Genomic DNA, 23,559 nt, shown 5'->3' on the forward strand with positions numbered 1-23,559 from the left:
GAAACAACAACGTATGTCCACTAGTTAATTGAATACGCACGTTTGGTTGTAACCACAAAATAGGTTTACCCACCCCCGTACCTGGTATGAAGAACAGGTGGTTTGGGGGTGTGGTTGAAAGGGTTACGGCGGTCATAGCGTGGGGGAAACGCCCGGTCCCATCCCGAACCCGGAAGCTAAGACCCACAGCGCCGATGGTACTGCACCCGGGAGGGTGTGGGAGAGTAGGACACCGCCGGACACAACATAGAACTAAGGCCTGAACTCAGCAATGGCGCCGAGTTCAGGCCTTAGTTGCGTTAAGCGGCAATTTCCCCGTAGCCGTATCGGCACGGTAATATTAGCGCTTGGCATTTGCCATCACGGGGTGTAGCGCAGCTTGGTAGCGCGCGTCGTTCGGGACGACGAGGCCGCAGGTTCAAATCCTGTCACCCCGACCATACAAAAGGCCGTACTTAGAACTCTCGTCCGTATTCGGCGCACAGTGGTGCCACCTGCCCCGACCTATCGTGAACTCTTCAGCAGAGGTGCCACCAGCTGGTCCACGGTCACTCCTTGTCGTCTGGCCTCATCTTCTAAGGCTGCCGCGATCTCTGGAGACAGAGCCGCTCCGGCCGCGGAGGCGTCGGGCTCTGTTTCCGTCGCTGTGGTCTGGAAGGCCTGGTCGGGAGCTGCGCGATGCCGGAGTGCAGACAGAAGCGGGGCGACCACGCCCGTGAGTACGGCCAGAATCAGAACGATCCCATAGAAGCGGCCAAACGCCTCGCTCTCCCACCAGAGTTCCCAGATGAGCGACAGAGTCAGCAGAGCCCCGAGGGCCACCAATACCACCGCAGACCACAGCAGTCCTTGTATGAGCTTGTCTCGGTGGGTTGTCGACGCGAGCAACAAGCTCACGAAGCTGAAAGCAACTGCAAGAGTGATACCGGATAAGAGAACTTGGACCGGCTCCCATTCGCTCCATTCAGCCCAAATGATCACTATGCTCCAGGTCATGCTGAGTACGCACACTGCGGTGCCAAAGATTCCGACCAGACGTGATGGACGGGCAAACACCGCTCCGCAGCACAGCATGGCCAGGCTGTGAAGGCCAACCGTCACGGTGGTCAGGAGGACCTGGCCGCCAGTTTCATCGAAGCTGAGCCCGAGCAGCACCAAGATGCCCGCGCCTGCTGCCAGACAGAAGGAGACAATCATCGCCCATAAGAAGACTCGACGAGCCATTTGACCCGCAGTTGTCGTATTCATCGGTTCAGTGCCTCCTCCAAGGTGGGTGCCAAGGTGGTGCCCACGTTTCAGAGATAAGCTTATGTGGTGACACTTGAAGGCCCCACGCCCGAGGACAGACCGCAGCAGAAGAACCTGAAATACACCGCCTCTGCGGTTGCATTCATTATCGGCTTCGCGGTCCTGCTGATCCTGATGCTGCCCAATCCCTGGGCATTTGCTGCCGGTGCGGTTGTCGGCGGCGCCGCAGCTGGGGGCACTTACGGCATGCTGTTCGGCCGGGAACTCAGTCTCCAACGTAAAACAGCGGAGCTCACGACGCAGCAGGAGTCGCTCAGAGAAAGGCTCCGCGCGATCGAATCTACCGTGCGTACTAAGTCTCAGCAGCTCCCTCCCTCCAGCCACGGCCAGTTGAGGATGACAGTGGTGGGACTCGAAGAGATCGTCAGCCGGTGGGAAACACTCGAACGTGTTCCGGAGCAGCAAGATGCGGTTTTCCACACCATCTCGCGCCATCTGCCGCGGACTCTGGATCTGTTTCTGGACCTGCCAGATTCAGCGAAACCACGCCATGCGGAAGAATTCAAGGCCCAGATCAACCTCGTTGCTGAAGCGGTCGCTAGGACTCGTGATCAAGTGGTCAAGAAAGACCTGCAGTCGTTGAAGAGCAACCGGGCACTGCTGGAAGAGGCGCTCACCGATCCTGATGAGCGCCTCTTCACAGACGAAGGTCTATAGCGGCCGGCTCAGCGAAGGATCTCGTAGGCTGGAGTAGTCAGGTACTCCTCGTAGGACTCTGTGTTCAGCACGAGTTCCTTCACAATGTCAGCAGCAGGCTCAAAGTATTTGCCGAATGTCTCTGGGTCATTGATCTCGGAGCGCAGTCGGTTGACTTCCTCCACCAACAGTTTCTCGACCAGCTCAGTGGTGACGGGAACGTCGGTATCGGCGGTGATGGTCCCATTGTGGATCTGCTGCCATACCTGTGATCGTGAAATCTCCGCTGTGGCGGCGTCCTCCATCAGGTTGTGAATAGCCACGGCCCCGTTCCCAGAAAGCCACACCGCTGTGTAGTACACGGCCACATACAGGTTCATCCGCACGCCATGCTCAGTGACCTCGCCCTGGGCTGCACCAATACTGAGAAGGTCTGCGGCTGAGACATCAACGTCGTCTCGCTGCCGATCAATTTGGTTCGCTTTAGTGCCCAGCACTTTGCTGAACTCCTCGGAGCAGAGCTCAACAAGATCGGGATGGGCCACCCATGATCCATCGAATCCGTCCTGAGCCTCGCGAGACTTATCTTCACGCACTTTTTCTATGGCCCGGGCGGTGACCTCGGGTTCACGTCGATTCGGGATGAAGGCCGCCATGCCACCCATGGCGAAAGCGCCGCGCCGGTGACAGGTCTTGACCAGCAGTTCAGTGTAGCTGCGCATAAAAGGTTGGGTCATGGACACTTGAGCGCGGTCCGGCAGGACAAAGTCTGCCCCTGAGGCGCGGAAGTACTTGATGATGCTGAAGAGGTAATCCCAACGGCCCGCATTGAGACCGGAAGCGTGGTCGCGGAGCTCGTAGAGAATTTCATCCATTTGGAATGCGGCCGGGATCGTCTCAATGAGAACTGTCGCCCGGACTGTCCCGTGGGGCACTCCCAGTCGCTCCTCGGCGAAAGTGAAGATCTCGTTCCACAGCCGCGCCTCCAAGTAGTGTTCCAATTTTGGAAGATAGTAGAAGGGCCCCGTTCCCTTCTCACTGAGCACCTTGGCGTTGTGAAAAAAGTGCAGACCAAAGTCGACGAGCGCACCGACGGCTCGCTCACCGTCAATTGCAATGTTCTTTTCTGGAAGATGCCAGCCTCGGGGACGAACCACAACCACCGGCAGCGGAACGTCCTCACGCAAAGAGTATTGCTTGCCTTCCGCGGAGGTGAATGTGAGGGAGCCTCGAGCGGCTTCATAGAGATTCTTCTGACCGTCGATGAGATTCTGCCAGGAGGGAGACAGTGCATCTTCCAAGCAGGCCAACCACACCTTTGCACCCGAGTTCAAAGCATTGATAGCCATCTTCGCCGGTGCGGGAGGGCCCGTGATCTCGACCCGGCGGTCCGCTAGGCTATCCGGCTGCTGAGCGACGGTCCAGTCACCACTGCGCACATGGGCAGTTTCAGCTGGAAAGTCCATGGTTCCACTCCGTGCAGCCTGTTCTTGCGCGACAGTGCGCTTACTCAGCAGCTCAGCTCGAGTGGCGGCGAACCTGGCGTGCAGCTCCTCCACAAATCGAAGAGCCTCCTCCGTGAGGATGACGTCGGTGCCGCCGACCTCGTATGGCGGGTTGAGGGTAATGGCCATTGTTGCTCCTTTGGGGGTCATAGTGACGGGAGTTCCACTACCCTCATTTCTATGCCATAGAATCCACAGTATGGAAGAAGTAGTCCGCGATACGGACTTAACGTCTCATCGCCAGCCTCAGCGGGTTCAAGTGATCGAGCGTGCCTTTGGGCTCCTCGATGACCTCGTGCAGTTCGATGGCAGTGCCACTGCTGGTCAACTGAAGGAGGCCTCCGGGCTCGCGGGCCCCACCGTGCACCGGCTCCTGCATACCCTGATGGGGCTGGGAGTGGTCCATCAGCTTCCCGATAAGCGATACGCTCTGGGCGCCAACCTCGTCCCGCTCGGTGAAAGTGCCACACGTCAGCTGGGTGGATTGGCGATTCCGCAGATGCAGTCGCTGGTCTCCGAACTCGGCGAAAGTGTGAACATGGCTGCTATGGAGTCCGAGATGGTGGTCTACATTGCACAGGTGCCCTCGCCGCATTCGATGAGGATGTTCACCGAGGTGGGACGCAGGGCCTATATGCACTCCACAGGGGTTGGTAAAGCCATGCTCGCGAGCATGGATGAGCAGCGGGTGCGAGAAGTGCTGGCCTCCACTGGTATGCCAGCAATGACATCGAAGACTCTCACCAAACCCCAGGCGCTCATCGATCAGTTGCCGACTATTTCGCGCCAGAGGTATGCACTGGATGACGAGGAGCAGGAGCTCGGTGTCCGATGTCTGGCCGTTTCCATTCCCCATGGCCCGACCCGCATGGGGCTCTCAGTCTCCGGTCCCACTGCGCGTATGGATGATTCCTTCGTCCGGCACGCAGTTCCATTGATGAATCGAACCGCCGCGGAGATTGGCCGAAAGCTTGCCCGGCGCTGAAGGGACAACGACGCCGCCGGCTTACGTCATCGGACCACGGAACTCAGCAGCAGACTCGTCTCAGAGTTCATGATCCCTTTCACCCCGCGCAGGCGGCTCAGCAGCGCGTCGAATTCTTGTAGATCCCTACAGGAAATCTCCGCGACCATGTCCCATGCGCCGTTGGTGGTGTGCAGCGCAGTGATCTCGGGGTAGCCGCGGAGTTCGGCAATCACCTGGCTCGTCGCGCGACCGAAAAGCTCAATGAGACTGATGGCTCTGATTTCGGAGATCTCCCGCGGGTCTCGGATCCGAACACTGAATCCGACGATCACCCCCTCTGCGGTGAGCCTGTCGATGCGCTTAGTCACCGTGGCGCGTGAAACTCCTAGCCGATCCGCAAGGCTCGACACTGGTGCGCGTCCGTCGCGCCGCAACTCAGAAATCAGCGCTCGATCCAAGTCTGTGAGTCTCTTCATCTCATGATGCTAAATCACTTGTGACATTTTGACTACAATATTCGCAAAAATCGCTCGCATTGGTAATTACGTTTGCACATCGAAATCCTTACGCTGGATGTATACCCTCAACCGCCAACGATGGAGCGCTGCAATGACTCAGTTCGTAGACGTGAAAAGCATGACCCGGTGGATCCAGCGCGACGGCGTGGAAGACATCCTGACCGCGATGGTCGAGTATCTGGAAGCTGACTTCTCCCGGTGGGAGGCGTTCGACAAGATTCCGCGGGTGGCCAGTCACACACCTTTCGGAGTGATCGAGCTGATGCCGACGTCTGACAATCAGGAGTACGCGTTCAAGTACGTCAATGGGCACCCGTCGAACCCTGCTCGAGGGTTTCAAACTGTCACTGCCTTTGGGATGCTCGCCGAAGTTGACAATGGGTATCCCACATTCGTAGCTGAGATGACTCTGCTCACCGCGCTGCGAACTGCGGCAACCTCAGCCATGGTGGCTCGTCGACTGGCGCGCCCGGACTCGGCAGTGATGGCGATGATTGGAGCGGGGTCCCAAGCGGAGTTCCAGGCCTTGGCTTTCCGAGCAATCATGGGCATCGATCACCTGCGTGTGTTTGACGTCGATTACGCAGCTGTGGAGAAGCTCCGGCGGAATCTTCAGCCTCTCGGCTTCAACATTGTGGCTGTCGGATCGATAGATGAGGCACTTCTTGGCGCAGATGTGGTGACCACCTGCACGGCGGACAAGGCGCGCAACACAATCCTGCGCAACGATCAGGTGCAGGATGGGGTCCATATCAACGCAGTGGGCGGAGACTGTCCTGGTAAGACGGAGCTGGACGCGGAGATCCTCAAGCGGTCCAGGGTGTTCGTGGAGTACCCCGAGCAGACCCGTATCGAGGGAGAAATCCAGCAAATGGCTGCGGATTTTCCCGTGACGGAGTTCTGGAAAGTGCTGACGGGAGAAGAACAGGGACGGCGCTCCGCAGGAGAGGTCACAGTCTTTGACTCTGTAGGTTTCGCGATCGCGGACTTCTCAGCGCTTCGCTGTCTGCGCGATGCGACCGCTGGGACGGACCTGCAGAGCCACATCGACCTCGTTGCTGATCCTGAAGACCCCAAAGATCTGTTCTCTCTGGTCAATTCCATGAAACCGGTGAGCTAATCATGAGCCCTCAACTGTTGGCCGCCCCGAGTGTTTCTACCCTGCAAGCTCCGGCTCATGTGGTGATGGTGCGTCCGCACCATTTTTCGGTCAACCCGGATACTGCAGCCGACAACGCTTTTCAACATGGCCTCCCCCTGAACGCGACTCAGGCCGCGCGCCGCGCCTACGCTGAGTCGACGCAGTTGGCTGATGCGCTGGCCGCGGAAGGAATTGGCGTGTCGCTGGTCGAGGATGAGTCAGGGCTCAGTCCGGACAGTGTCTTTCCGAACAATTGGTTTACGACCCACCCGGACGGGCGTGTGGTTCTGTGCCCGATGTTCGTGCCGAACCGCAGACATGAGCGCAGATCCGACGTCGTTGACCTGCTGAGACTCCGTTTCGAAATTAGTGATGTCGTAGATCTCAGTGAGGCTGAGAACCACGGAGAGTTCCTCGAAGGAACCGGCTCAGTGGTGATCGACCACCGGAACAAACTGGCCTACGGTTGCCGGTCGCATCGGCTGACGCCAGGTTTGTTCCAGCGCTTCTGCGATGAAATTGGACTTCAGCCGGTTTTGTTCGATGCGGTGGATTCATCTGGTACGCCCATCTATCACACCAATGTGATGATGAGCGTGGGGGAGACGGTCTCTGTGATCGGCAGCGGACTGATCCCTGACAGCAGTGACCGTGATCGGGTGCTGGGCCTGCTCAGCGCCTCAAGTGAGGTGGTGGTGGAACTCACCGAATCACAGGTCAGGCACTTTGCGGGCAATGTGCTGCAGCTGACCGGCCACTCGGGGCCTGTCTTGGTGATGTCGACTACTGCCTACGGGGCGCTGCGGTCAGACCAGGTGCGAGCCATGAGACGTACTTCCCGGATTCTGACTGTGGACGTGTCCACTATCGAGGCCTCCGGCGGTTCGGTGCGATGCATGCTTGCCGGAGTCCACCTACCCCCGCGTCGCCAAAACGTTAGTGTTCCATCAGGAATACCAGGCGGAGGAGTCCTCATCATGAGCTGAGTCGTCCTCCCCGGTGGCTGAGGGGCTGACGCCCAGCTCCATCTGCTTCATCACATCTGTGGGCGGATTCACCATCAGAACGGCTTCGTCACGGTATCCGCGAAGCTCCTCGTCGATGAAGGGGGAAAGCGCCTCCTCGAGAGGCACATCTCTGCCTTCGCGTTCCGACAGCTGCCATCGGTAGTCCAAAAGCTGGTGCATAATCTCTGCCGGCTCCAGTTTGTTCCGGAGGTCCCGGGGGATTTTGCCGATAAGCGGTTGGAATACGTGCTGTGTCCACATATGCGCTGCCACGGCTTCGTCTCCATGAGGATCCGTCGCAGCTCGATACGCATCAATGGCGCCCAAGAGCCGACGTGCCTGATTCTCTTGGACATCCAACCCGGTCAAGGCCATCAGGCGGCGCTGGTGGTGGCCAGGGTCCACCACCTTGGGCCGAAGTAACAGGTGACCTTCATCGCGAGCCGAGCGGATGTCATACTCCTCGACGTCGAAACCAAGCTCATTGAGGCGTCTGATTCGCTCCTCCATGAGCCACTGCTGGTCAGGGTTGAACGCAGTGTCCCCGGTCAGTTCCTGCCACAGGCCTCTGTAAGAGTCGATGAACTGGCTGCTGGTGGCCAGTGCGTCGACATCTTCGTCAACGAACCCACCCTCCATCAAATCCATCAGCTCGCCAGCAATATTGATTTGGGCGATCTCCAGATCGTACTCACGCTGTCCCGCCGAGAGCTTCGGATGGAGCTCACCGGTCTCGGCGTCCACCAGATATGCCTTGAAATTGCCGGCGTCGCGGCGGAAGAGTGTGTTGGACAAGGAGACGTCGCCCCAGTAGAACCCGAGCAGATGCAGCTCCACCATCAGCAGCGCCTGGGCGTCAATGAGCCGTTGCAGGGTGTCCTTGCGCATCATCTGGTTGAAGACCGCACGGTAGGGCAATGAGAAGCGCAAGTGTCGGGTCACCAGGGCAGGGGACAAAGGCTCCCCGTCAGGGTCCGTGCGACCTGTGACCTCGGCTACGGGTTTCACACAGGGGGCTCCCAGCCGGCCCAACTGACGCAGCATCCGGTACTCATGCCGGGCGGCACGCTCGGAGGTTTCCTTGATCGCGATCACGGATCCGCCAAGGTAGGCGAATCGCACAATATGCCGTGAAATGCCCCGGGGGAGGGCGGCGAGAACATCGGCAGGCCATTTGATGAGCGGCAGATGCCACGGAAGGTCCAGCAGTTCCTGCGGAATGGTGCCCGAGGCGGTGAGACTCAAGCCGGAGACGGGGTTCATAGGTCAAAGTCTAGGTGCAAGCGCCTGCGTTGTGCGGAGTCAGAGGTGCCCGGTGACTACTCGGCGCGCACTCTCCACTCGACGATACGATTCAGAACTTCCGCCAAATCTGCGGGTTCGTCGATGCGAAAGTCCGCCTTGGTTGTGCCCGGTCCTACCTTGACGCCCACATCACCGCCGCGCAGTACCGCAAAACCGTGCTCATCGGTGACGTCGTCGCCTGCGAAGAACACTGCATCTGGCGAGGTGAGCTCGCGCAGCTCTTCGATGGCTTCTCCTTTGGAAGACTGGATCACTACGGCTTCGACGATCTGCTTGCCCTCTTTGATGTGTGCCTGGTCGACCATGGCGAGTGCGCTGCGTGCCTCGTCCAGGACTGCTTCGCCGTAGGTCAGGTCCGGAATGCGGCGCACGTGGATGGCCCCGCCGGCTGGTTTGTGTTCCACCCAAGCTCCGTCATGCTCAGCTGCTACCGCCTCAAGGGTTCGCAGAACTTCTCGGCGTGCGGCTGCTTGGGCATCATCGAGTACCAGTCCTGCCGAGTCAGGACCCAGCCAACGTTCCGCTCCATGAGAGCCGAACAGAAGAGCCTCGGCTGGCGGTTCGGCGAGGCTGCGCAACGCCTGAAGGGGCCGCCCAGAAACGTAGGCAAGGGTGACTCCGCTCAGCACGGCCAACCGGCTGATGGCCTCAGCGTTCGCCGGAACAGGTCGCGCTGTGTCGGCGTCTGCGACCAGTTCGGCGACGCAACCGTCAAAGTCCAAGCACACCAGCAGAGCATGCTGCGCGGAAAGCTCCCTCAGGGCGGTATCCAAATCAGGTGCAAGGGGCATGTGAGTCTCCATTCACGTCGTCGTACCGGCCTAGTGGCCGAATCCACCGCCACAACGGGGCAAAATTCTAGAATTTAGCGGCGAAATCGGCCACCTAGCGCGCTGAGAGTCGGTTCTACAGCTGATGTAGGCGGTGCATGAACTCCTCAGCCCACCGCTGCACATTGTGGCTGACCACCTGGCGGCGGAGGGAACGCATGCGTTTGCGGACATCCTCCTGGTCCAATACGGCGGCCTGCACAATGGCGGCCTTGAGTTCGTCAATGTCATGCGGATTGATCAGCAGCGCCTGCCGCAGCTGATCTGCGGCGCCGGTGAATTCGCTCAACACCAGCACCCCTGAGCCATCCTTACGCGCTGCCACATACTCCTTGGCCACCAGGTTCATCCCATCGCGCAGAGCGGTGACCAGCATGACGTCAGCGGCCAGATAGAGCGCCACCATCTCTTCAATGGGATAGGAGTGGTGCAGGTACCGAATCGCGGTGTGCCCCATGGTGTCGAACTCACCGTTGATCCGGCCCACCGCAAGCTCAATCTCATCGCGCAGCCGCTGGTACGACTCCACGCCTTCACGTGAAGGGGAGGCGATCTGCACCATGGTGTGAGTCCCGACCTGAAGCTTGCCCTGTTGCAGCAACTCCTCATAGGCCTTCATGCGGTGGCGGATGCCTTTGGTGTAGTCCAGCCGGTCCACGCCCAGGAAGATTATCTCCGGGTTGCCGAGCTCGGCTCGAATCTGCGCAGCGCGGGCAATGATCTTGGGGTCGTTCGAGAGCTCCACAATCCGGTCGGTGTCGATCGAGATGGGGAAGGCCGTTGCCTCCGAACCGCGGTAGGTCCCCTCAGCGGGGGCTGAGAGCTGCCGCGGGGCGGTGCCGCGGGCAGGGTCGGCGGTGAACCCTTCCAGCGGTGCCGCGGCGTCGGCCTCCAAGGGGACGTAGACCCGGTCGGACTTGATGTAGAAGCCCAGCCGGGCACGCACTGCGCGCTGAAAGTTCTTGGCATCCGACTCTCGCTGGAAGCCGATTAGGTCTGCGCCGAGGAGGCCTTTCATCACCGAATGGCGCCAGGGCAGTTGCGCGAAAAGTCCTGGAGGCGGGAATGGGATGTGATTGAAAAACCCGATCTTCACATCCGGGCGGATGTCGCGCAGCATCTGCGGGACCAACTGCAGTTGGTAGTCCTGGACCCAAACGGTCGCATTCTCAGCTGCAACAAGCGCGGTAGCCTCCGCGAACCGCTGATTGACTCGCTTATAGGCGTCCCACCAGTGGCGGTGAAACAAAGGCCGAGCGATCACATCGTGGTACAGCGGCCACAGCGTGCCGTTGGAGAACCCTTCATAGAAGTCCTCGACCTCCTGCTCACTCAGCGGCACCGGATGAAGGTGCATGCTGTCGTGATCGAACGGCTCCAGCGTCTCATCCGGGGCACCGTGCCAACCGACCCATGCGCCGCCGGAGCTGGACATGATCGGAGCCAGAGCAGTCACGAGCCCACCCGGTGAACGCTGCCATCCTATGGAACCATCACTAGCGGTGACCCGGTTGACGGCGAGGCGGTTGGCGACCACCACAAAGTCATATCCGGTCCGGTGTTGGTCCTTCTCGGTAGTCTCTGTCATCGCGCATCCGTCCCTTTCGATTCTTTGTTTCACCCTACCCTGAGCGGTTCGGCACACGCGGTATCCTGGTATCTATTGTCCTCAGTCTCAGACAGCGTTTTTACGGAGTTCCCCTATGGCACGAAACGGCGTCAGCGCGCGCGAGCAAGCTCGCAAACTTCAGCAGGAGCAGGAGCGCAAGCAGAAGATGCAGTCCCTGCTGCTGCGCATTGGCGTAGTAGTCGTCGCCGTGGCCGTCGTTGTGGGTCTGACTCTCTGGGTCGTCAACCGTGGCGATAACGGAAGCTACACCGAAGGACCAGCACCGGCAGCCGCCAACGAGCAGGGTGGCTTCGTGCTGACCTCTTCCTTCGAGTTGGTCGAAGGCGAGGATATCGGCACGGTCGACGCGGAAGACATCGGAGATGTCCCGGCTGCCGAATCGCCGGAAGACATGCCCGTTGGGGTGGAGCCTCGCGAGGAAGGTGAACCGCCACATGTCCTGATCTACACCGATGCTGCGTGCCCGGGCTGCGGCAGTTTCGAATCGGCTTACCATCAGATGCTTACCGAGTGGGTCGACGCTGGTGCCATCACGTTGGAGTACCGCTCAGTGCAGTTCCAGCCCATGGCGTACTCGGCGCGCGCGGCAAACGCGTTCGCCTGCATGGCAGAAGATCACCCTGAGAACTACTTGTCGTTCCTCGGTTCGGTCACGGCTGAGCGGGCACAGGGCGCGGAGTATTCCAACGATGAGCTCGCAGCTCGTGCCCAGAATGACTACGGAGTGGACATCTCCGACTGTGTGGAGGACGGCGACTACCGTGCATTCGTCAGCTACACAACTGATCTGGCGAGCGCAAACAGTGTGACGGCTACCCCGTCCATCTTTGTTGACGGTGAGCAGGTCGAAGACATCATGAACACCGGTGAGGTGATTCTGGCCGCGGTTCAGGAGTACCAGGACGAGACCGGGGAACAAGTCGTCGATGAGGTAGAAGACGACGTTGAAGACGTTGAGGACGCAGACGTTGAAGAGGACGACGCCGCCGAGGACGAGTAGTCTGCCGCGCACTGCAGCCAACCGGTGATGGAGTCGGCCACTTTCTCGCTGAGCAGAGGCTTATGATGTTGTCCCTCAGGACCCATTGGGCCTGGGATATCCTCTCGAGCTAACTCTCTTCGAGTGTCGGCGCGGCCGTAGGGTGCCGCACCGGTCCTGGCTCGCGCGCAGAATGGACAATGACGAGCCATGGCAACATCTCTCGCCCCTGAGGCACCTCTGACGCCTCAGCCAAAAATCACGACTAAGTCCACAGTGTGGAATAGAGTGCGCAGTTTCGGCCAGCCACCACGGATTGTCGCCCTCGACATCGCCAGAGGCCTAGCCGTGATCGGCATGGTCGCGGCGCACACCCTCGACGTCTACGGCGGAATGGTCTGGAATGACCCGACGACGTGGCCAGAAATCGCCTCGGGTCGGTCCTCCATCCTCTTCGCGCTCCTGGCTGGCATCTCAATCGCGCTGATGACCGGACGTTCACGGGTGCCGGCCGGCGCTGAGCTCACTCCGCTGCGGCTCGGACTGCTCGGCCGCGGTCTGGTCATATTCCTCATGGGGCTGGTTCTGGAACTGCTGGGTACCAGCGTGGCGGTCATTCTCACGTTCTTCGGTGTTGTGTACGCCGTGTCCATTGTGTTCATCGGTATGCGAATCCGGAGCCTCCTCATCTGGGCGGGGGCACTTGCCGTCGCAGGGCCCGCAGTTGCCGCGGGAATGCAGGCCCTATCCCCCTTCGGCGGGGGCGATGGGATGGCCTTCGTGCTGGGAGGCACATACTCGATCGTGGTGTGGACTGCGCTGATGGTGGCTGGACTGGCGCTCGGGCGTTTGGACCTGAACCGGAGGAAAGTCGCGGCACTCACGGCGGCGGTCGGCGTCGGGCTCTGCGTGCTCGGTACCGCGGCGGGCGCTGTGTGGAACGCGGCGGAAGAAACAGCCTGGGAGGATTCCTCGGGGTCCCTGGAGAAATACGAAGACATCACACTCACCCCCGGTGCCGAGGTCAACCTCAACGGGCTGGTCTGTGAGGACTATGGCGATGATTTCATCTCCTGCTATCCGGATGGAGATTTTGAAGAGAAGAGCTTCGTCGATTCCTTCGAAGACTCCGGCAGTAATGGGTGGGCCACCTACATCGAGGAGATCAGTGTCGCAAGCCCAGGGCTGACGATGCTCTCCGCGCTCATGAGTGGAAGCCCCCATTCAGGAGGCACTATGGAGATTTTGGGATCAGGCGGGCTGGCCATGGCGCTCGTCGGGCTCTTGGCGCTGACTCGGCAGGCTTTGCGCCACGTCCTCCTACCGCTCGCAGCGGTCGGTTCCATGCCGCTGACTGCCTATTCGGCCCATGTCGTCATCATCTGGATCATGCTGGGTCCGGGTGGATGGACAGAAGGCACGGGCCTGTTCTGGGGTATAACCGTAGGCCTGTTGATCGGCTGCGCTGCCTGGGCGATCCTAGCCGGCCGTGGGCCGTTGGAACGGCTCACGGGATGGTGTTCAGCGCGGCTGGTGAATTCGGGACGGCACGACGTCGTGGCGCGTCTGTGAGGCCAGTTGGTCAGAATGGCTGACTCGGCGTTAGACTACTGTGTCGGCGCTGCGCCTTGAGGATGCAGCCCACGCCTCCTTAGCTCAGCTGGTAGAGCAACTGTCTTGTAAACAGTAGGTCCTCGGTTCGAACCCGGGAGGGGGCTCGGAGCCTGGAGTGGGTACCTGCTAGGCCACTTCTCTGTGGGGCTTTTCCTCACTGACTCTTTATCTGATTATGGGCACTGCATGCTCTGTGCCTCGAGGAGTATTCCGTGGAATCCACGTCAGGGGCCCGCGCGCCCGGAAAATCTGCTGCTGACAACAGCCCGTTGGTGATGGACGACAGCCGGATGCCGACTGCGGATAAGCTCACTATCGGGGCCCTGCTGGTGGCCGCTTTCGTCATGATCCTCAACGAGACCATCATGAATGTGGCACTGACCCCGCTCATGGAGCAATTTCAGGTCGCTGAGACTACTGTCCAGTGGCTGACGACGGCATTCATGCTGACTCTTGCTGTGGTCATTCCTACCACGGGCTTCATTATTGGCCGCTTCAGTCTGCGAAGCGTTTTCACTGCAGCCATGATCCTGTTCATTACCGGCACCGCGCTGAGCGCTGCGGCCCCGGGTTTCAGCTTCCTGGTCGCTGGACGCGTGGTCCAGGCCGCCGGCACGGCCATCATGCTGCCCCTGCTGATGACCACCGTGCTGACTCTAGTGCCGCTGCGGCGCCGAGGTGTGGTGATGGGAAATATCGCCATCGTCATTTCAGTGGCCCCGGCAACTGGCCCTGCGCTCTCCGGCTTCATTCTGCACTTCGCCGAGTGGCGGTGGCTGTTTCTGACCATTCTGCCCATCGCGCTCATTGCTCTGTTCCTCGGTCGGCCACGGCTGAACACTGAACCGGGCGTGGTGGGCAAGCGCATCAGCGTACCGTCGCTTCTGCTGGCAGTGCCCGGCTTCGGCGGTCTGGTCTACGGCATCAGTCAGATCGGCGGCGGGCACGGCACAGAGGACGTCGAGGCTGCAGCCGATGGCCCTGGAGTGGACCCGGTGGCCGTTGTGGTTCTCATCGTGGGCATCATCTGCCTGGTCGCTTTCGCCCTGCTGCAGGTGCGCCTGCAGCGGACCGAGTCAGCGCTGCTGAGCCTGAAGCCCTTCAAGTACGCCATGTTCACGCGCAGCCTGATGATGATGCTGATGATGATGGTCGCGCTGTTCGGCGCGCTGATTCTGTTGCCGCTGTTCCTGCAATCAGTGCGCGGTCTCGACACCCTGGCGACCGGTCTTCTCATGCTCCCCGGAGGCTTGCTGATGGCGTTTATGGCACCCTTCGTAGGCCGAATATACGACCGGGTGGGCCCGAAGCCGCTGGTGATTCCAGGGGCATCGATCCTGATCATCGCACTGTTCTGCATGAGCCTGCTGCGACCGGAGACTGAGTTGTGGATGGTGTTGACCTTGCACCTGGTGCTGTCCGGTGGGTTGGCCCTGCTATTCACTCCGGCGTTTACGACAGCCATGAACCCGCTGCCGCAACCGCTGTATTCTCATGGATCTGCAGTGCTCAATACACTTCAGCAGTTGGCGGCAGCCATTGGTACTGCAGCGTTGGTGGCTCTAGTAGGCATCGGCGCTGCCATGTCTGCCGCAGATGGAGCTGCCCCTGACCAGGCCGCACTGGACGGATTCCGCCTAGCGTTCCGCTGTGCTGCCGTGTTGAGCGTAGGAACACTGCTACTCGGCATGACGCTGCGCGCGACGCCTCCTGAAGAAAGCGACGCCGGCCCCGCGAACTCACCCGCTTCCGCGGTCAAATAAACCCGCACAGCTCCGCTCAGGAGTCGACCGACTCCGCAAGACGAGCCACCACCGCTGCCACCTCCGGACCGAACATGACCGGGTCGTTGTGGTCGGCATTCTCGACGATCCGTTCCTCGACGAGATGTGGAGCCGTGGATGCCACTTCGGCGCTGAGCTGCGCTGGCACCACCGAGTCGTGCTCCGCTCGGATCACCGAGATCGGGACCTGGGACTGACTGAGGTGCGTCGTCACAGGGAACTCGTCCCTGAGGATGGTGCTCACGGGAAGCCACGGGTAGTGCTCGCTGCCCACGTCGGCGAGTTCGGTGAACGGAGAGCGGAATGCTGCCGCGGCAGGCGGGCGTTCGGTCAACAGTGCTGCTATCACGCCGCCGCCGATGGACTCTCCGTAGTAAATGGTGCGCTCTGGCGGATAGCCCTGGGTCTCCAGGGCGTCAACAGCCGCCAACCCATCACGGACCAGGCCTTCCTCGCTCGGGCTGCCCGGATTCGTGCTGTAGCCGCGATAGTCCAGCAGGAGTACTGCGAATCCCTCCTCCTGCAGATGTCTGGCCAGACCAGCCCGTGATTCACGGTTTCCCGCGTTCCCGGGAGTCATCAGCACTGCGAAGTCTCGGGCTTCAGCCTCGGGGGAGGCCGGGGCGAACCAGGCCTCCAGGTCGAGCCCGTCGGAGGTCCTGAGGGTTAGGTCTTCCCCGCCTGGAAGGGCGCTGGAGGCCGCTGGTACCTCCGCAGTGTCTGGGAAGTAGATCAGAGAGCGCTGGAAGGCCCACACCAGTGCTAGCACCACACTCACGACCGACAGGATGGTAGCCGCCCCGAGAACGAGTTTCCGGCCACGCCGCCGGGGGTTCTGAGCCTGATCATCACGTGCCATAAGACCATGATCGCTGATCTGCCAGGACACCATGCTGCACTGTTTCACGTCGGCAAAAGAAGAGGGGACCAGCCCGCACCGAGCTGGTCCCCTCTCAGCGAGTTGTCTCTCTCGCTGTGTCGCACCCAAGTGTCCCTAGATTACCCTGGGCTTCACGGATTAAGCAACACAGAAGTTACGCAATTTAAAGGCGCCTCGGGGTGGGTCGGCGGCGTCGTGCTCTGATCAGGGGAAACGTGTTCGCTATGCGATCAGGATCACGTCCAGCGAGCACTTTGATACCGTCAGGACTGTCCAAGGGGAGTTCCCAAGGGGAACTGAGATCGCGCCGTGCACTGCGCGGGACCCTATGAACCTGACGCGGCTGATACCGCCGTAGGGAAAGGAACACCGCATGACGCTGTTTGACCGTCTGAAGACTGCCGCCGAGCCCGAATGGTCGGCGTACACCGGTCACAGTTTCCTCCGCCAACTGGAAGACGGGACCCTGCCGGAGGCAGCATTTCGAAACTACCTCATCCAGGACTACCTCTTCCTCATCCAGTTCGCCCGCGCATATGCTCTGGCCGCCTACAAGGGGCGCACACTTGCCGACATCACGCAAGGATTGCGGGGGCTCAACGCTTCGGTCGAGGAAACGGAATTACACGTCCGGCTCTGTGCGGCATGGGGAATCAGCCGTGAGCAGATGGAGGCTACGCCCGAACACCCGGCGACCGTGGCCTACACCCGGTACGTGCTCGACACCGGTATGCGGGGTGACCTGCTCGATCTTCACGTTGCGCTGTCTCCGTGCGTAGTGGGCTACGCGGAGATCGGCGCTCGGCTCAGACCGACGCTGGAGGCCAATCCGGACCACCCCTACGCCGAGTGGATAGCTGAGTACTCCTCCGAAGAGTCCCAGCAGTTGGCGGCCGAGGCTACAGCTGCCATCGACGCCCTCGGTGAACGCTTCCTCCCAGAGGCTCGGTTCAGCGAAGTCGCCGAAACCTTCGCTACTGCCACACGCATGGAATCAGCCTTCTGGCAGATGGGTCTTGACTTGGGAGCCGCTGACCAGGGGAGACCGCTGGCCCATTGAGGAATAGTCTTCCTGCTTCGGTGTTAAGCAGGGTATGGCTGATCAAAGAAAAGTTGTCATTGTCGGTGGGCACGGAAAAATCGCCCTATTGGCTGCCCCTAAGCTCGTAGAAGCTGGCTTCTCCGTCGAGTCGCTGATTCGCAACCCCGATCAGGCGGAGGACGTTGCCGCAACGGGAGCCTCCCCCGTGGTGCTGGATGTAGAGAACTCCGACACCGAGACCCTGGCTGATGCATTCGCCGGGTCCTCGGCCGTGGTCTTCTCCGCTGGTGCCGGTGGTGGGAACCCGGCACGGACCAAAGCGGTGGATCAAGACGCTGCTATTCGCACGATGGATGCGGCAGCACAGGCAGGCGTTCCCCGCTATGTCATGGTTTCCTATGTCCGCTCCGAGGTAGATATCCATAACCTGGACCCCGAGAGCTCCTTCTACCCCTACGCGGCGGCTAAGCACCACGCAGACAATCATCTCCGTGGATCCGCATTGGACTACACCATTCTCGGACCCGGTGGGCTCACCAATGAGCCTGCCAGCGGCAAGATCACCACCGTTGACGCTAACGGTGCGGCAACGGGCAGCGCCCAAGGCACCCCAGAGTCCACATCGACTTCGCGGGAGAACGTCGCGGAGGTCATCACCTATGCACTCTCTGCTGACGTTGCGCGCCAGCAGACCGTCAATTTCTTCGATGGGGAAACCCCGATCGCTGACGCCATCCATTGAGTTGGGTCAGGTGCTCTCCGAGTGCTAAGATTCTGAGGTTTCCGGATCTGTAGCTCAGTTGGTTAGAGCGCACGCTTCACACGCGTGAGGTCGATGGTTCGAGTCCATTCAGATCCACGAACGGGGCACTCTGCCCCTTGCAGGCTGACTCTCAGGCTGCAAGTTTTCCATTATCGTGCGTAGCCCGCCTTGGCGGGCCTATTTGTGATTGTCTTGTCTGCGGGAGGTTGAATGCCGGAGCGAGGAGTGCGTGCACAAGAGTCCGCGCAGCGGGAGCACGACGACGACGCAGTTCACCGCACTGCCCCTATTGACCCTGTCATTTCTGAACCTCTGACTGACACCAGCATGATTCCCGTAGTCCGGCCCTCTGAGCCTGAGCCAGAGGAGCAGGATGAAGGCTTCATGAAGAACCTGACTGGCTCAATCGCCGCGTCATGGGCTGCTGCCGGGGAAGAGACGTACCTCGAGTGGGAAGAATACGACGCCGAGGCCGCCGCACGCGCCGAACAGCAAGCTGTCGCCGAAGAAGCCGAATCCACTCGCCACGCCTACTCCGATGACTTCACTCTTGCTGACACGAGAGAACCGCCTACGGCAACCTCTGCGATGCCCGTTGTGGGGCGCGGATCCCCAGTGCGCCCTCCGGCTCCGACTGGTCCTATCGACCTGCCGATCACAGGTCCGTCCTCACCGATTCCGCAGGTCAACGGCACAGAACCGATGCGACGCGGGTCAGTGCTGCGGCCCTCATGGCTCAGGCCCAAGATTAAGCCAGGCGGCAAGGCTTCCACGATCCTGAAGAGCACCGTCTTCGACCGCCGGGTCAACCCGCAGTACGTCTTCAACAAGATCATGCAGACCGAACGCCCCAAGACTGGCGAGCAGTCCATTATCGACCGGCTCCAGGGCACTCCGTTTCAGCACACCGTTCAAGGGGAGCTCCACGAGGGTCTCGACGAATTGGAGACCATGAGTTTCGTCCTCGACCTCGGGGAGGCCCTGTTCCGTTATGGTGCCGGTGCGCTTGAGGTTGAGACCTCGATCATCGCTGTCACTGCGGCGTTTGGGATGAAGAACACTGACGTAGACATCACCAACCAGTCCATCAGCCTCAACTGGGCGCCCGAGTCGAAGATCCCCTACTCCCGGGTGCGAGTCGTCCGTTCCTGGTCGCAGAACTTCCAAGCTCTCTCGGCAGTGCACCGGCTTGTCGCCGATGTCACCTCTGGACGGTTGACCCGGTCAGAGGCGGAGGCTGAGCTGAAGGACATCACCCGTCAGCCCAAGCCGTACCCACGGTGGATGGTGACGGTGTGCGGTGCCATGTTCGCCAGTCTCTTCGCGAGCTACCTCGGGGCCCCGATCTTGGATGCCGCCGCGGGCTTCGCGGCGACCCTGCTGGTCATGTGGACGACCCGGACACTGACGACCTGGCGGGTTCCGGAGTTCTTCGCGCTCGCGGCCGGAGGCTTCGCTGCTTCGGCGTTCGCAATGATCGCTTTCTGGCTCGATGCTGATATCACCCCATCCATGGTCACAGCAGGCGGATTGATGATTCTGCTCCCAAGTGTGCGGATCGTCGGCGCGATCCAAGATGCGATCAATGGATTTCCGATGACAGCTGCCGGTCGGTTGGTCTCGACCATGATTGCGTTTGCGGGAATGACAGCCGGCATTATGGCGGCAGTCGTCAGTGCAGATTTGTTGGGGATTGTGCAGACCGAGTTAGCCCAGGGAATGACGCGCCTCTATCCGGCCCCGGCGCTCATCATCCTGGTGTTCTTTGCCGGGTGTGCCTCCGCGATTGTGGAGCAAACCCGCCCCGGCCTCATCCTTCCCACCGGGGCCGTGGCTGCCTTGGGATTCTGCGCGCTCTATATGGGGGAGTTGACCGGTCTCGGCGACCGCTTCACACCGGTCATTGGAGGTTTCGTCGTAGGCGCACTTGGCCGGGTGGTCGCGCTGCGGTTGGGGGCCCCACAGTTGGTGGTGGCGGTTCCAGCGATGATGTTCATGCTCCCAGGCCTGATGGTCTTCCGCGGCATGTATCAGATCGCGATTGAGAATTCGGCCGGGTCCATGATGGGCGGGCTGTTTGAACTGTTCAACGCGCTGATCATCATTATGGCTATCGCCGCAGGAATCGTGCTGGGCGACGTCGTCATGCGGCGCTTCACCTCGAGGATGCAGTCCAACGAGCGATCCAATGCGCGGCGGCGCTAGAGCACCACACTTACGCCACGCCCACCCTCGCTCAAGGCGCGTCCTTTTACTCAGACTGCGGCAGCTTCCAGTCAATCGGCTCGGCCCCCAGCCGATGGAGCGCCTCATTGGTCCGGCTGAAGGGCCGTGACCCAAAGAAGCCGCGCGATGCGGACAGCGGCGATGGATGCGGTGACACGATGACCTCGGTGTGCGAACCGGCATTGAGGATCGGCTGCAGCTGCCGCGCCTGGGCGCCCCAGAGGATTGAGACCAGCGGCCTTCCGGACTCAGCCAGCGCCCGCACAGCGGTCTCAGTGACGGCCTCCCAGCCGATGCCTCGGTGGGAGGCCGGTTCCCCTGCCTGGACAGTGAGCACACGGTTGAGCATCAGCACCCCCTGACGAGCCCAGTGTGTGAGGTCCCCGTGCGCGCTGGGCGCAATACCAACATCGCTCTGGAGCTCCTTGAAGATATTGGCCAGAGACCTGGGAAGTGGTCTGACATCTGCTGCGACCGCGAAAGACATTCCGATGGGGTGCCCCGGCGTGGGGTAGGGATCTTGGCCGATCACCAATACTCGGACCTCGTCAAAGGGTTGACGGAAGGCGCGCAACACGTCGCCGGGCGCGGGAAGGATCTGCTCACCTTGGGATCGGCGCTGCTTAAGCTCTTCGGCAACCGCCGCGAACTGCGGCTCGGCCGGGGCCAGGGCGTGTTCCCAGCCCGGGTCTAGCGGGTCGACTAAGTTCTCAAAGACGCTCACACCACCCCAGCGTAGACGACGCACTGGTGCTGACAGTGTGCGGATATTCCGCTGCCAGCACCGCCTCGCCCGTAGTATGGGGGCATGAGCCAGTTCCCCCATGACGAGTTCGACGAGGTTCAGCCCTACCGGCAGGACGAAGTTGGTAAGCACCGCGCCCCCGGTGCGGCCCCCGCAGCCGCTGCTGCATCCTCAGGAATGCTGAAGTGGATCGGTCTGCTGGTGGTCGCGGTGGTCGTGATCGTCGCTGTCGGCTGGTTCGTTACCAGGGACGCTGATGAGGACGAGGGTGCCCCAACTGCCGAGGAGCAGGAAACCCAGGACGATGCTGACACCGGTGAAGAGAACGGTGAAGACGAGGCCGACGGCAACGGCGAAGACGGTGAAACCGACGAAAATGGGGACGAGGGCGAAAACGGTGAAGACCAGCCTGCCGATGGACTCAGTGAAGAATTTCCGGTCCGCGCGGTCAACGCTGGTGCCCCAGACGGCTCGGCCGGGCAGCTCAGCTCAGAGCTTGAGGATCTCGGACTCGATGTGCAGCAGTCGATCGACTGGGACTTCGCCAACTGGGGAACCCCCAATACTCCCTTAGTCATGTACCCCAGCCAGGATCAACAGGAATTGGCCGAAGCAATTGCCGCAGAACTCGGCATCGACACGGTGTCCCAAGATGAGAGCTGGGCCACCATCGTGGTGGTCGTCGGACCCGAATACCAGTAAGTCGGGAGAACCCACCTTTCTTGCACTCTCAGCCACAGAGTGCTAAAAATTGTCTTAGCACTCTCGTGTTGAGACTGCTAAGACGAACCCATCAGATGAGGCCCTTCTGGCGCCTGGAGTGACACCCGGGCGTGGGCCGTCCGTCGCGGGCATCTGACAAGGTCCGTCCCTGACGTGGCCCGCACAAACGCTGCCGCGTTTGCACGGGTTTCTGGTATCAGGGACCCAGACGCTAATACCGTCCGAATCTACTCACGTCCAGGAAGGACATGTGCCGATATGGCTAAGACCATTGCATTCGACGAAGAGGCCCGCCGCGGCCTCGAGCGAGGCCTGAACAGTCTCGCTGACGCCGTCAAGGTCACCTTGGGCCCCCGCGGCCGAAACGTTGTGCTCGAAAAATCATGGGGCGCGCCAACCATCACTAATGATGGCGTCTCTATCGCCAAAGAGATCGAGCTCGAGGACCCCTTCGAGAAGATCGGTGCCGAGCTGGTCAAAGAGGTCGCAAAGAAGACTGATGACGTCGCAGGCGACGGTACGACCACAGCAACGGTGCTCGCCCAGGCTCTCGTCAAAGAGGGGCTGCGCAACGTAGCTGCAGGCGCTGACCCGATGGCCCTCAAGCGGGGTATCGACAAGGCCGTAGATGCCGTGACCACGGAACTGCTGAGCTCCGCCAAGGAAGTCGAGACAACTGAACAGATTGCGGCTACTGCCTCGATTTCTGCTGCTGATCCGCAGATTGGTCAGCTGATCGCTCAGGCCCTCGACAAGGTCGGCAAAGAAGGTGTGATCACCGTCGAGGAGTCCAACACCTTCGGGTTGGAGCTGGAGCTCACCGAGGGTATGCGCTTCGATAAGGGATACCTCTCCGGTTACTTCGTTACTGACGCTGAGCGTCAGGAATCCGTGCTGGAGGATCCCTATATCCTCATCGCCAACTCGAAGATCTCCTCCGTCAAGGATGTCATCGGCATCCTGGAGAAGGTCATGCAGTCAGGCAAACCGCTGCTGGTCATCGCAGAGGATGTAGAAGGCGAAGCCCTCGCAGCCCTGGTAGTCAACAAGCTCAAGGGCACCTTCAAGTCTGTAGCCGTCAAGGCGCCCGGGTTCGGCGACCGTCGCAAGGCCATGCTTGCTGACATTGCTATCCTCACCGGCGGTCAGGTCATCGCCGAGGAAGTTGGCCTTTCCCTGGAGAACGCGACTCTCGACCTGCTGGGCACTGCCCGGAAGGTTGTCGTCACCAAGGACGAGACCACGATTGTTGAAGGCGCAGGAAGTGCGGACGAGATCACCGGTCGCGTCAACCAGATCAAGGCGGAGATCCAGAACACCGACTCCGACTACGACCGTGAAAAGCTGCAGGAGCGGTTGGCCAAACTGGCCGGCGGCGTGGCGGTCATCAAGGCTGGCGCGGCGACCGAAGTGGAGCTGAAGGAGCGCAAGCACCGCATCGAAGACGCAGTGCGCAACGCCAAGGCCGCCGTGGACGAGGGAATCGTCGCCGGCGGTGGCGTCTCGCTCATTCAGGCTGGCGCTCGTGCGTTCCAGTCGCTCTCTCTTGAGGGTGATGAGGCAACTGGCGCGAACATCGTAAAGTTCGCCGTCGAGGCGCCCCTGAAGCAGATTGCTGTCAACGCAGGTCTGGAAGCTGGTGTGGTCGCCGAGAAGGTCCGGTCACTTCCCATCGGCCACGGACTGAACGCAGCAACTGGCGAGTACGAAGACCTGCTCGAAGCCGGAGTCGCCGATCCGGTCAAGGTTACTCGTTCGGCTCTGCAGAACGCAGCATCGATCGCTAGCCTGTTCCTGACCACCGAGGCAGTTGTTGCCGACAAGCCGGAGCCGCAGCCAGCCGGCGGCGGTGCAGGTGGCATGGACGAGATGGGCGGAATGGGTGGCATGGGCGGCATGATGTAACCCCCTTCCCGTGAGAAAAACCCGCAGGCAAGCGCGCCTGCGGGTTTTTCT

The 23,559-nt window shown here is 60.7% G+C and carries 20 protein-coding genes, 3 tRNA genes, 1 rRNA gene and 1 riboswitch; of the genes, 16 read left to right on the forward strand and 8 right to left on the reverse strand.

What is annotated here, in order from left to right:
• Positions 1-124 precede the first annotated feature (124 nt).
• Both rrf and FH975_RS13280 read left to right on the forward strand, forming a co-directional pair.
• A 5S ribosomal RNA gene (gene rrf / locus FH975_RS13275) occupies positions 125-241 on the forward strand.
• Positions 242-363: 122 nt separating this feature from the next.
• Positions 364-440 (forward strand) — tRNA-Pro (locus tag FH975_RS13280).
• Between the two features lie 64 nt (positions 441-504).
• Here FH975_RS13280 and FH975_RS13285 read toward each other — a convergent pair.
• Complete coding sequence (locus tag FH975_RS13285; RefSeq protein WP_162321773.1) at positions 505-1,248, reverse strand: hypothetical protein; 744 nt, start codon at positions 1,246-1,248, stop codon at positions 505-507.
• 66 nt (positions 1,249-1,314) lie between these two features.
• On the opposite strand from FH975_RS13285, the gene FH975_RS13290 reads away from it, so the two are divergent.
• Positions 1,315-1,965, forward strand: coding sequence for a hypothetical protein (locus tag FH975_RS13290; RefSeq protein ID WP_162321774.1), 651 nt, complete (start codon positions 1,315-1,317; stop codon positions 1,963-1,965).
• Between the two features lie 8 nt (positions 1,966-1,973).
• Here FH975_RS13290 and aceB read toward each other — a convergent pair whose 3' ends face one another.
• A complete protein-coding gene (gene aceB, locus FH975_RS13295; protein ID WP_162321775.1) occupies positions 1,974-3,578 on the reverse strand; it encodes a malate synthase A in 1,605 nt (534 codons plus the stop codon).
• 70 nt (positions 3,579-3,648) lie between these two features.
• On the opposite strand from aceB, the gene FH975_RS13300 reads away from it, so the two are divergent.
• Positions 3,649-4,434 (forward strand): IclR family transcriptional regulator, encoded by a 786-nt coding sequence (locus FH975_RS13300; protein WP_162321776.1) that lies wholly within the window; start codon positions 3,649-3,651, stop codon positions 4,432-4,434.
• 26 nt (positions 4,435-4,460) lie between these two features.
• Here the strand turns inward: FH975_RS13300 and FH975_RS13305 are convergent, their stop codons facing one another.
• Positions 4,461-4,892 carry an Lrp/AsnC family transcriptional regulator gene (locus FH975_RS13305; RefSeq protein WP_153078468.1) on the reverse strand — a complete coding sequence of 144 codons (432 nt, stop codon included), beginning with the start codon at positions 4,890-4,892 and terminating at the stop codon, positions 4,461-4,463.
• A 133-nt stretch (positions 4,893-5,025) separates the two neighbouring features.
• Between FH975_RS13305 and FH975_RS13310 the strand changes: the two genes are divergently transcribed.
• Both FH975_RS13310 and ctlX read left to right on the forward strand, forming a co-directional pair.
• The gene (locus FH975_RS13310) at positions 5,026-6,054 is read left to right on the forward strand and encodes an ornithine cyclodeaminase (RefSeq protein WP_162321777.1); all 1,029 of its coding nucleotides are present in this window, start codon (positions 5,026-5,028) and stop codon (positions 6,052-6,054) included.
• 2 nt (positions 6,055-6,056) lie between these two features.
• The gene (ctlX, locus tag FH975_RS13315; RefSeq protein WP_162321778.1) at positions 6,057-7,061 is read left to right on the forward strand and encodes a citrulline utilization hydrolase CtlX; all 1,005 of its coding nucleotides are present in this window, start codon (positions 6,057-6,059) and stop codon (positions 7,059-7,061) included.
• Here ctlX and FH975_RS13320 read toward each other — a convergent pair.
• The 3 genes from FH975_RS13320 to FH975_RS13330 all read right to left on the reverse strand — a co-directional run bounded on the left by FH975_RS13320 (position 7,023) and on the right by FH975_RS13330 (position 10,805).
• Entirely contained in the window at positions 7,023-8,345 is a 1,323-nt protein-coding gene (locus FH975_RS13320) for a DUF4032 domain-containing protein (RefSeq protein WP_162321779.1), read from the reverse strand. The two genes, ctlX and FH975_RS13320, sit on opposite strands and share 39 nt — an antisense overlap.
• 56 nt (positions 8,346-8,401) lie before the next feature.
• Entirely contained in the window at positions 8,402-9,178 is a 777-nt protein-coding gene (otsB, locus tag FH975_RS13325) for a trehalose-phosphatase (RefSeq protein WP_162321780.1), read from the reverse strand.
• A gap of 115 nt (positions 9,179-9,293) precedes the next feature.
• On the reverse strand, positions 9,294-10,805 hold the full coding sequence (locus FH975_RS13330; RefSeq protein ID WP_153078463.1) for an alpha,alpha-trehalose-phosphate synthase (UDP-forming): 1,512 nt from the start codon (positions 10,803-10,805) through the stop codon (positions 9,294-9,296).
• Positions 10,806-10,920: 115 nt separating this feature from the next.
• On the opposite strand from FH975_RS13330, the gene FH975_RS13335 reads away from it, so the two are divergent.
• The 4 genes from FH975_RS13335 to FH975_RS13350 all read left to right on the forward strand — a co-directional run bounded on the left by FH975_RS13335 (position 10,921) and on the right by FH975_RS13350 (position 15,203).
• Positions 10,921-11,847 (forward strand): DsbA family protein, encoded by a 927-nt coding sequence (locus FH975_RS13335; protein WP_162321781.1) that lies wholly within the window; start codon positions 10,921-10,923, stop codon positions 11,845-11,847.
• 189 nt (positions 11,848-12,036) lie between these two features.
• A complete protein-coding gene (locus tag FH975_RS13340) occupies positions 12,037-13,398 on the forward strand; it encodes a heparan-alpha-glucosaminide N-acetyltransferase domain-containing protein (protein ID WP_162321782.1) in 1,362 nt (453 codons plus the stop codon).
• A 73-nt stretch (positions 13,399-13,471) separates the two neighbouring features.
• A tRNA-Thr gene (locus FH975_RS13345) sits at positions 13,472-13,544 on the forward strand.
• A 171-nt stretch (positions 13,545-13,715) separates the two neighbouring features.
• Positions 13,716-15,203, forward strand: coding sequence for a DHA2 family efflux MFS transporter permease subunit (locus FH975_RS13350; protein WP_162321857.1), 1,488 nt, complete (start codon positions 13,716-13,718; stop codon positions 15,201-15,203).
• Positions 15,204-15,219: 16 nt separating this feature from the next.
• Here FH975_RS13350 and FH975_RS13355 read toward each other — a convergent pair whose 3' ends face one another.
• On the reverse strand, positions 15,220-16,083 hold the full coding sequence (locus FH975_RS13355; protein ID WP_162321858.1) for an alpha/beta hydrolase: 864 nt from the start codon (positions 16,081-16,083) through the stop codon (positions 15,220-15,222).
• A 287-nt stretch (positions 16,084-16,370) separates the two neighbouring features.
• A riboswitch (TPP riboswitch) is annotated at positions 16,371-16,483 on the forward strand.
• Here FH975_RS13355 and FH975_RS13360 point away from each other — a divergent pair.
• The 4 genes from FH975_RS13360 to FH975_RS13375 all read left to right on the forward strand — a co-directional run bounded on the left by FH975_RS13360 (position 16,478) and on the right by FH975_RS13375 (position 20,114).
• Complete coding sequence (locus FH975_RS13360; RefSeq protein WP_162321783.1) at positions 16,478-17,164, forward strand: TenA family protein; 687 nt, start codon at positions 16,478-16,480, stop codon at positions 17,162-17,164. Its footprint overlaps the riboswitch before it by 6 nt.
• A gap of 34 nt (positions 17,165-17,198) precedes the next feature.
• Positions 17,199-17,888, forward strand: coding sequence for an SDR family oxidoreductase (locus FH975_RS13365; RefSeq protein ID WP_162321784.1), 690 nt, complete (start codon positions 17,199-17,201; stop codon positions 17,886-17,888).
• Positions 17,889-17,931: 43 nt separating this feature from the next.
• Positions 17,932-18,005: transfer RNA gene (locus FH975_RS13370), tRNA-Val, on the forward strand.
• A 114-nt stretch (positions 18,006-18,119) separates the two neighbouring features.
• A complete protein-coding gene (locus FH975_RS13375) occupies positions 18,120-20,114 on the forward strand; it encodes a threonine/serine exporter family protein (RefSeq protein ID WP_162321785.1) in 1,995 nt (664 codons plus the stop codon).
• A gap of 46 nt (positions 20,115-20,160) precedes the next feature.
• Here the strand turns inward: FH975_RS13375 and FH975_RS13380 are convergent, their stop codons facing one another.
• Positions 20,161-20,859 (reverse strand): uracil-DNA glycosylase, encoded by a 699-nt coding sequence (locus tag FH975_RS13380; RefSeq protein WP_328821896.1) that lies wholly within the window; start codon positions 20,857-20,859, stop codon positions 20,161-20,163.
• A gap of 84 nt (positions 20,860-20,943) precedes the next feature.
• Here FH975_RS13380 and FH975_RS13385 point away from each other — a divergent pair, with 84 nt between their 5' ends.
• Together FH975_RS13385 and groL are read left to right on the forward strand one after the other, a co-directional pair.
• Positions 20,944-21,582 (forward strand): LytR C-terminal domain-containing protein, encoded by a 639-nt coding sequence (locus FH975_RS13385; RefSeq protein ID WP_162321787.1) that lies wholly within the window; start codon positions 20,944-20,946, stop codon positions 21,580-21,582.
• A 279-nt stretch (positions 21,583-21,861) separates the two neighbouring features.
• The gene (gene groL / locus FH975_RS13390; RefSeq protein ID WP_153078448.1) at positions 21,862-23,508 is read left to right on the forward strand and encodes a chaperonin GroEL; all 1,647 of its coding nucleotides are present in this window, start codon (positions 21,862-21,864) and stop codon (positions 23,506-23,508) included.
• Positions 23,509-23,559 lie beyond the last annotated feature (51 nt).

Source organism: Nesterenkonia haasae, from assembly GCF_010119385.1.
GTDB lineage: Bacteria > Actinomycetota > Actinomycetes > Actinomycetales > Micrococcaceae > Nesterenkonia > Nesterenkonia haasae.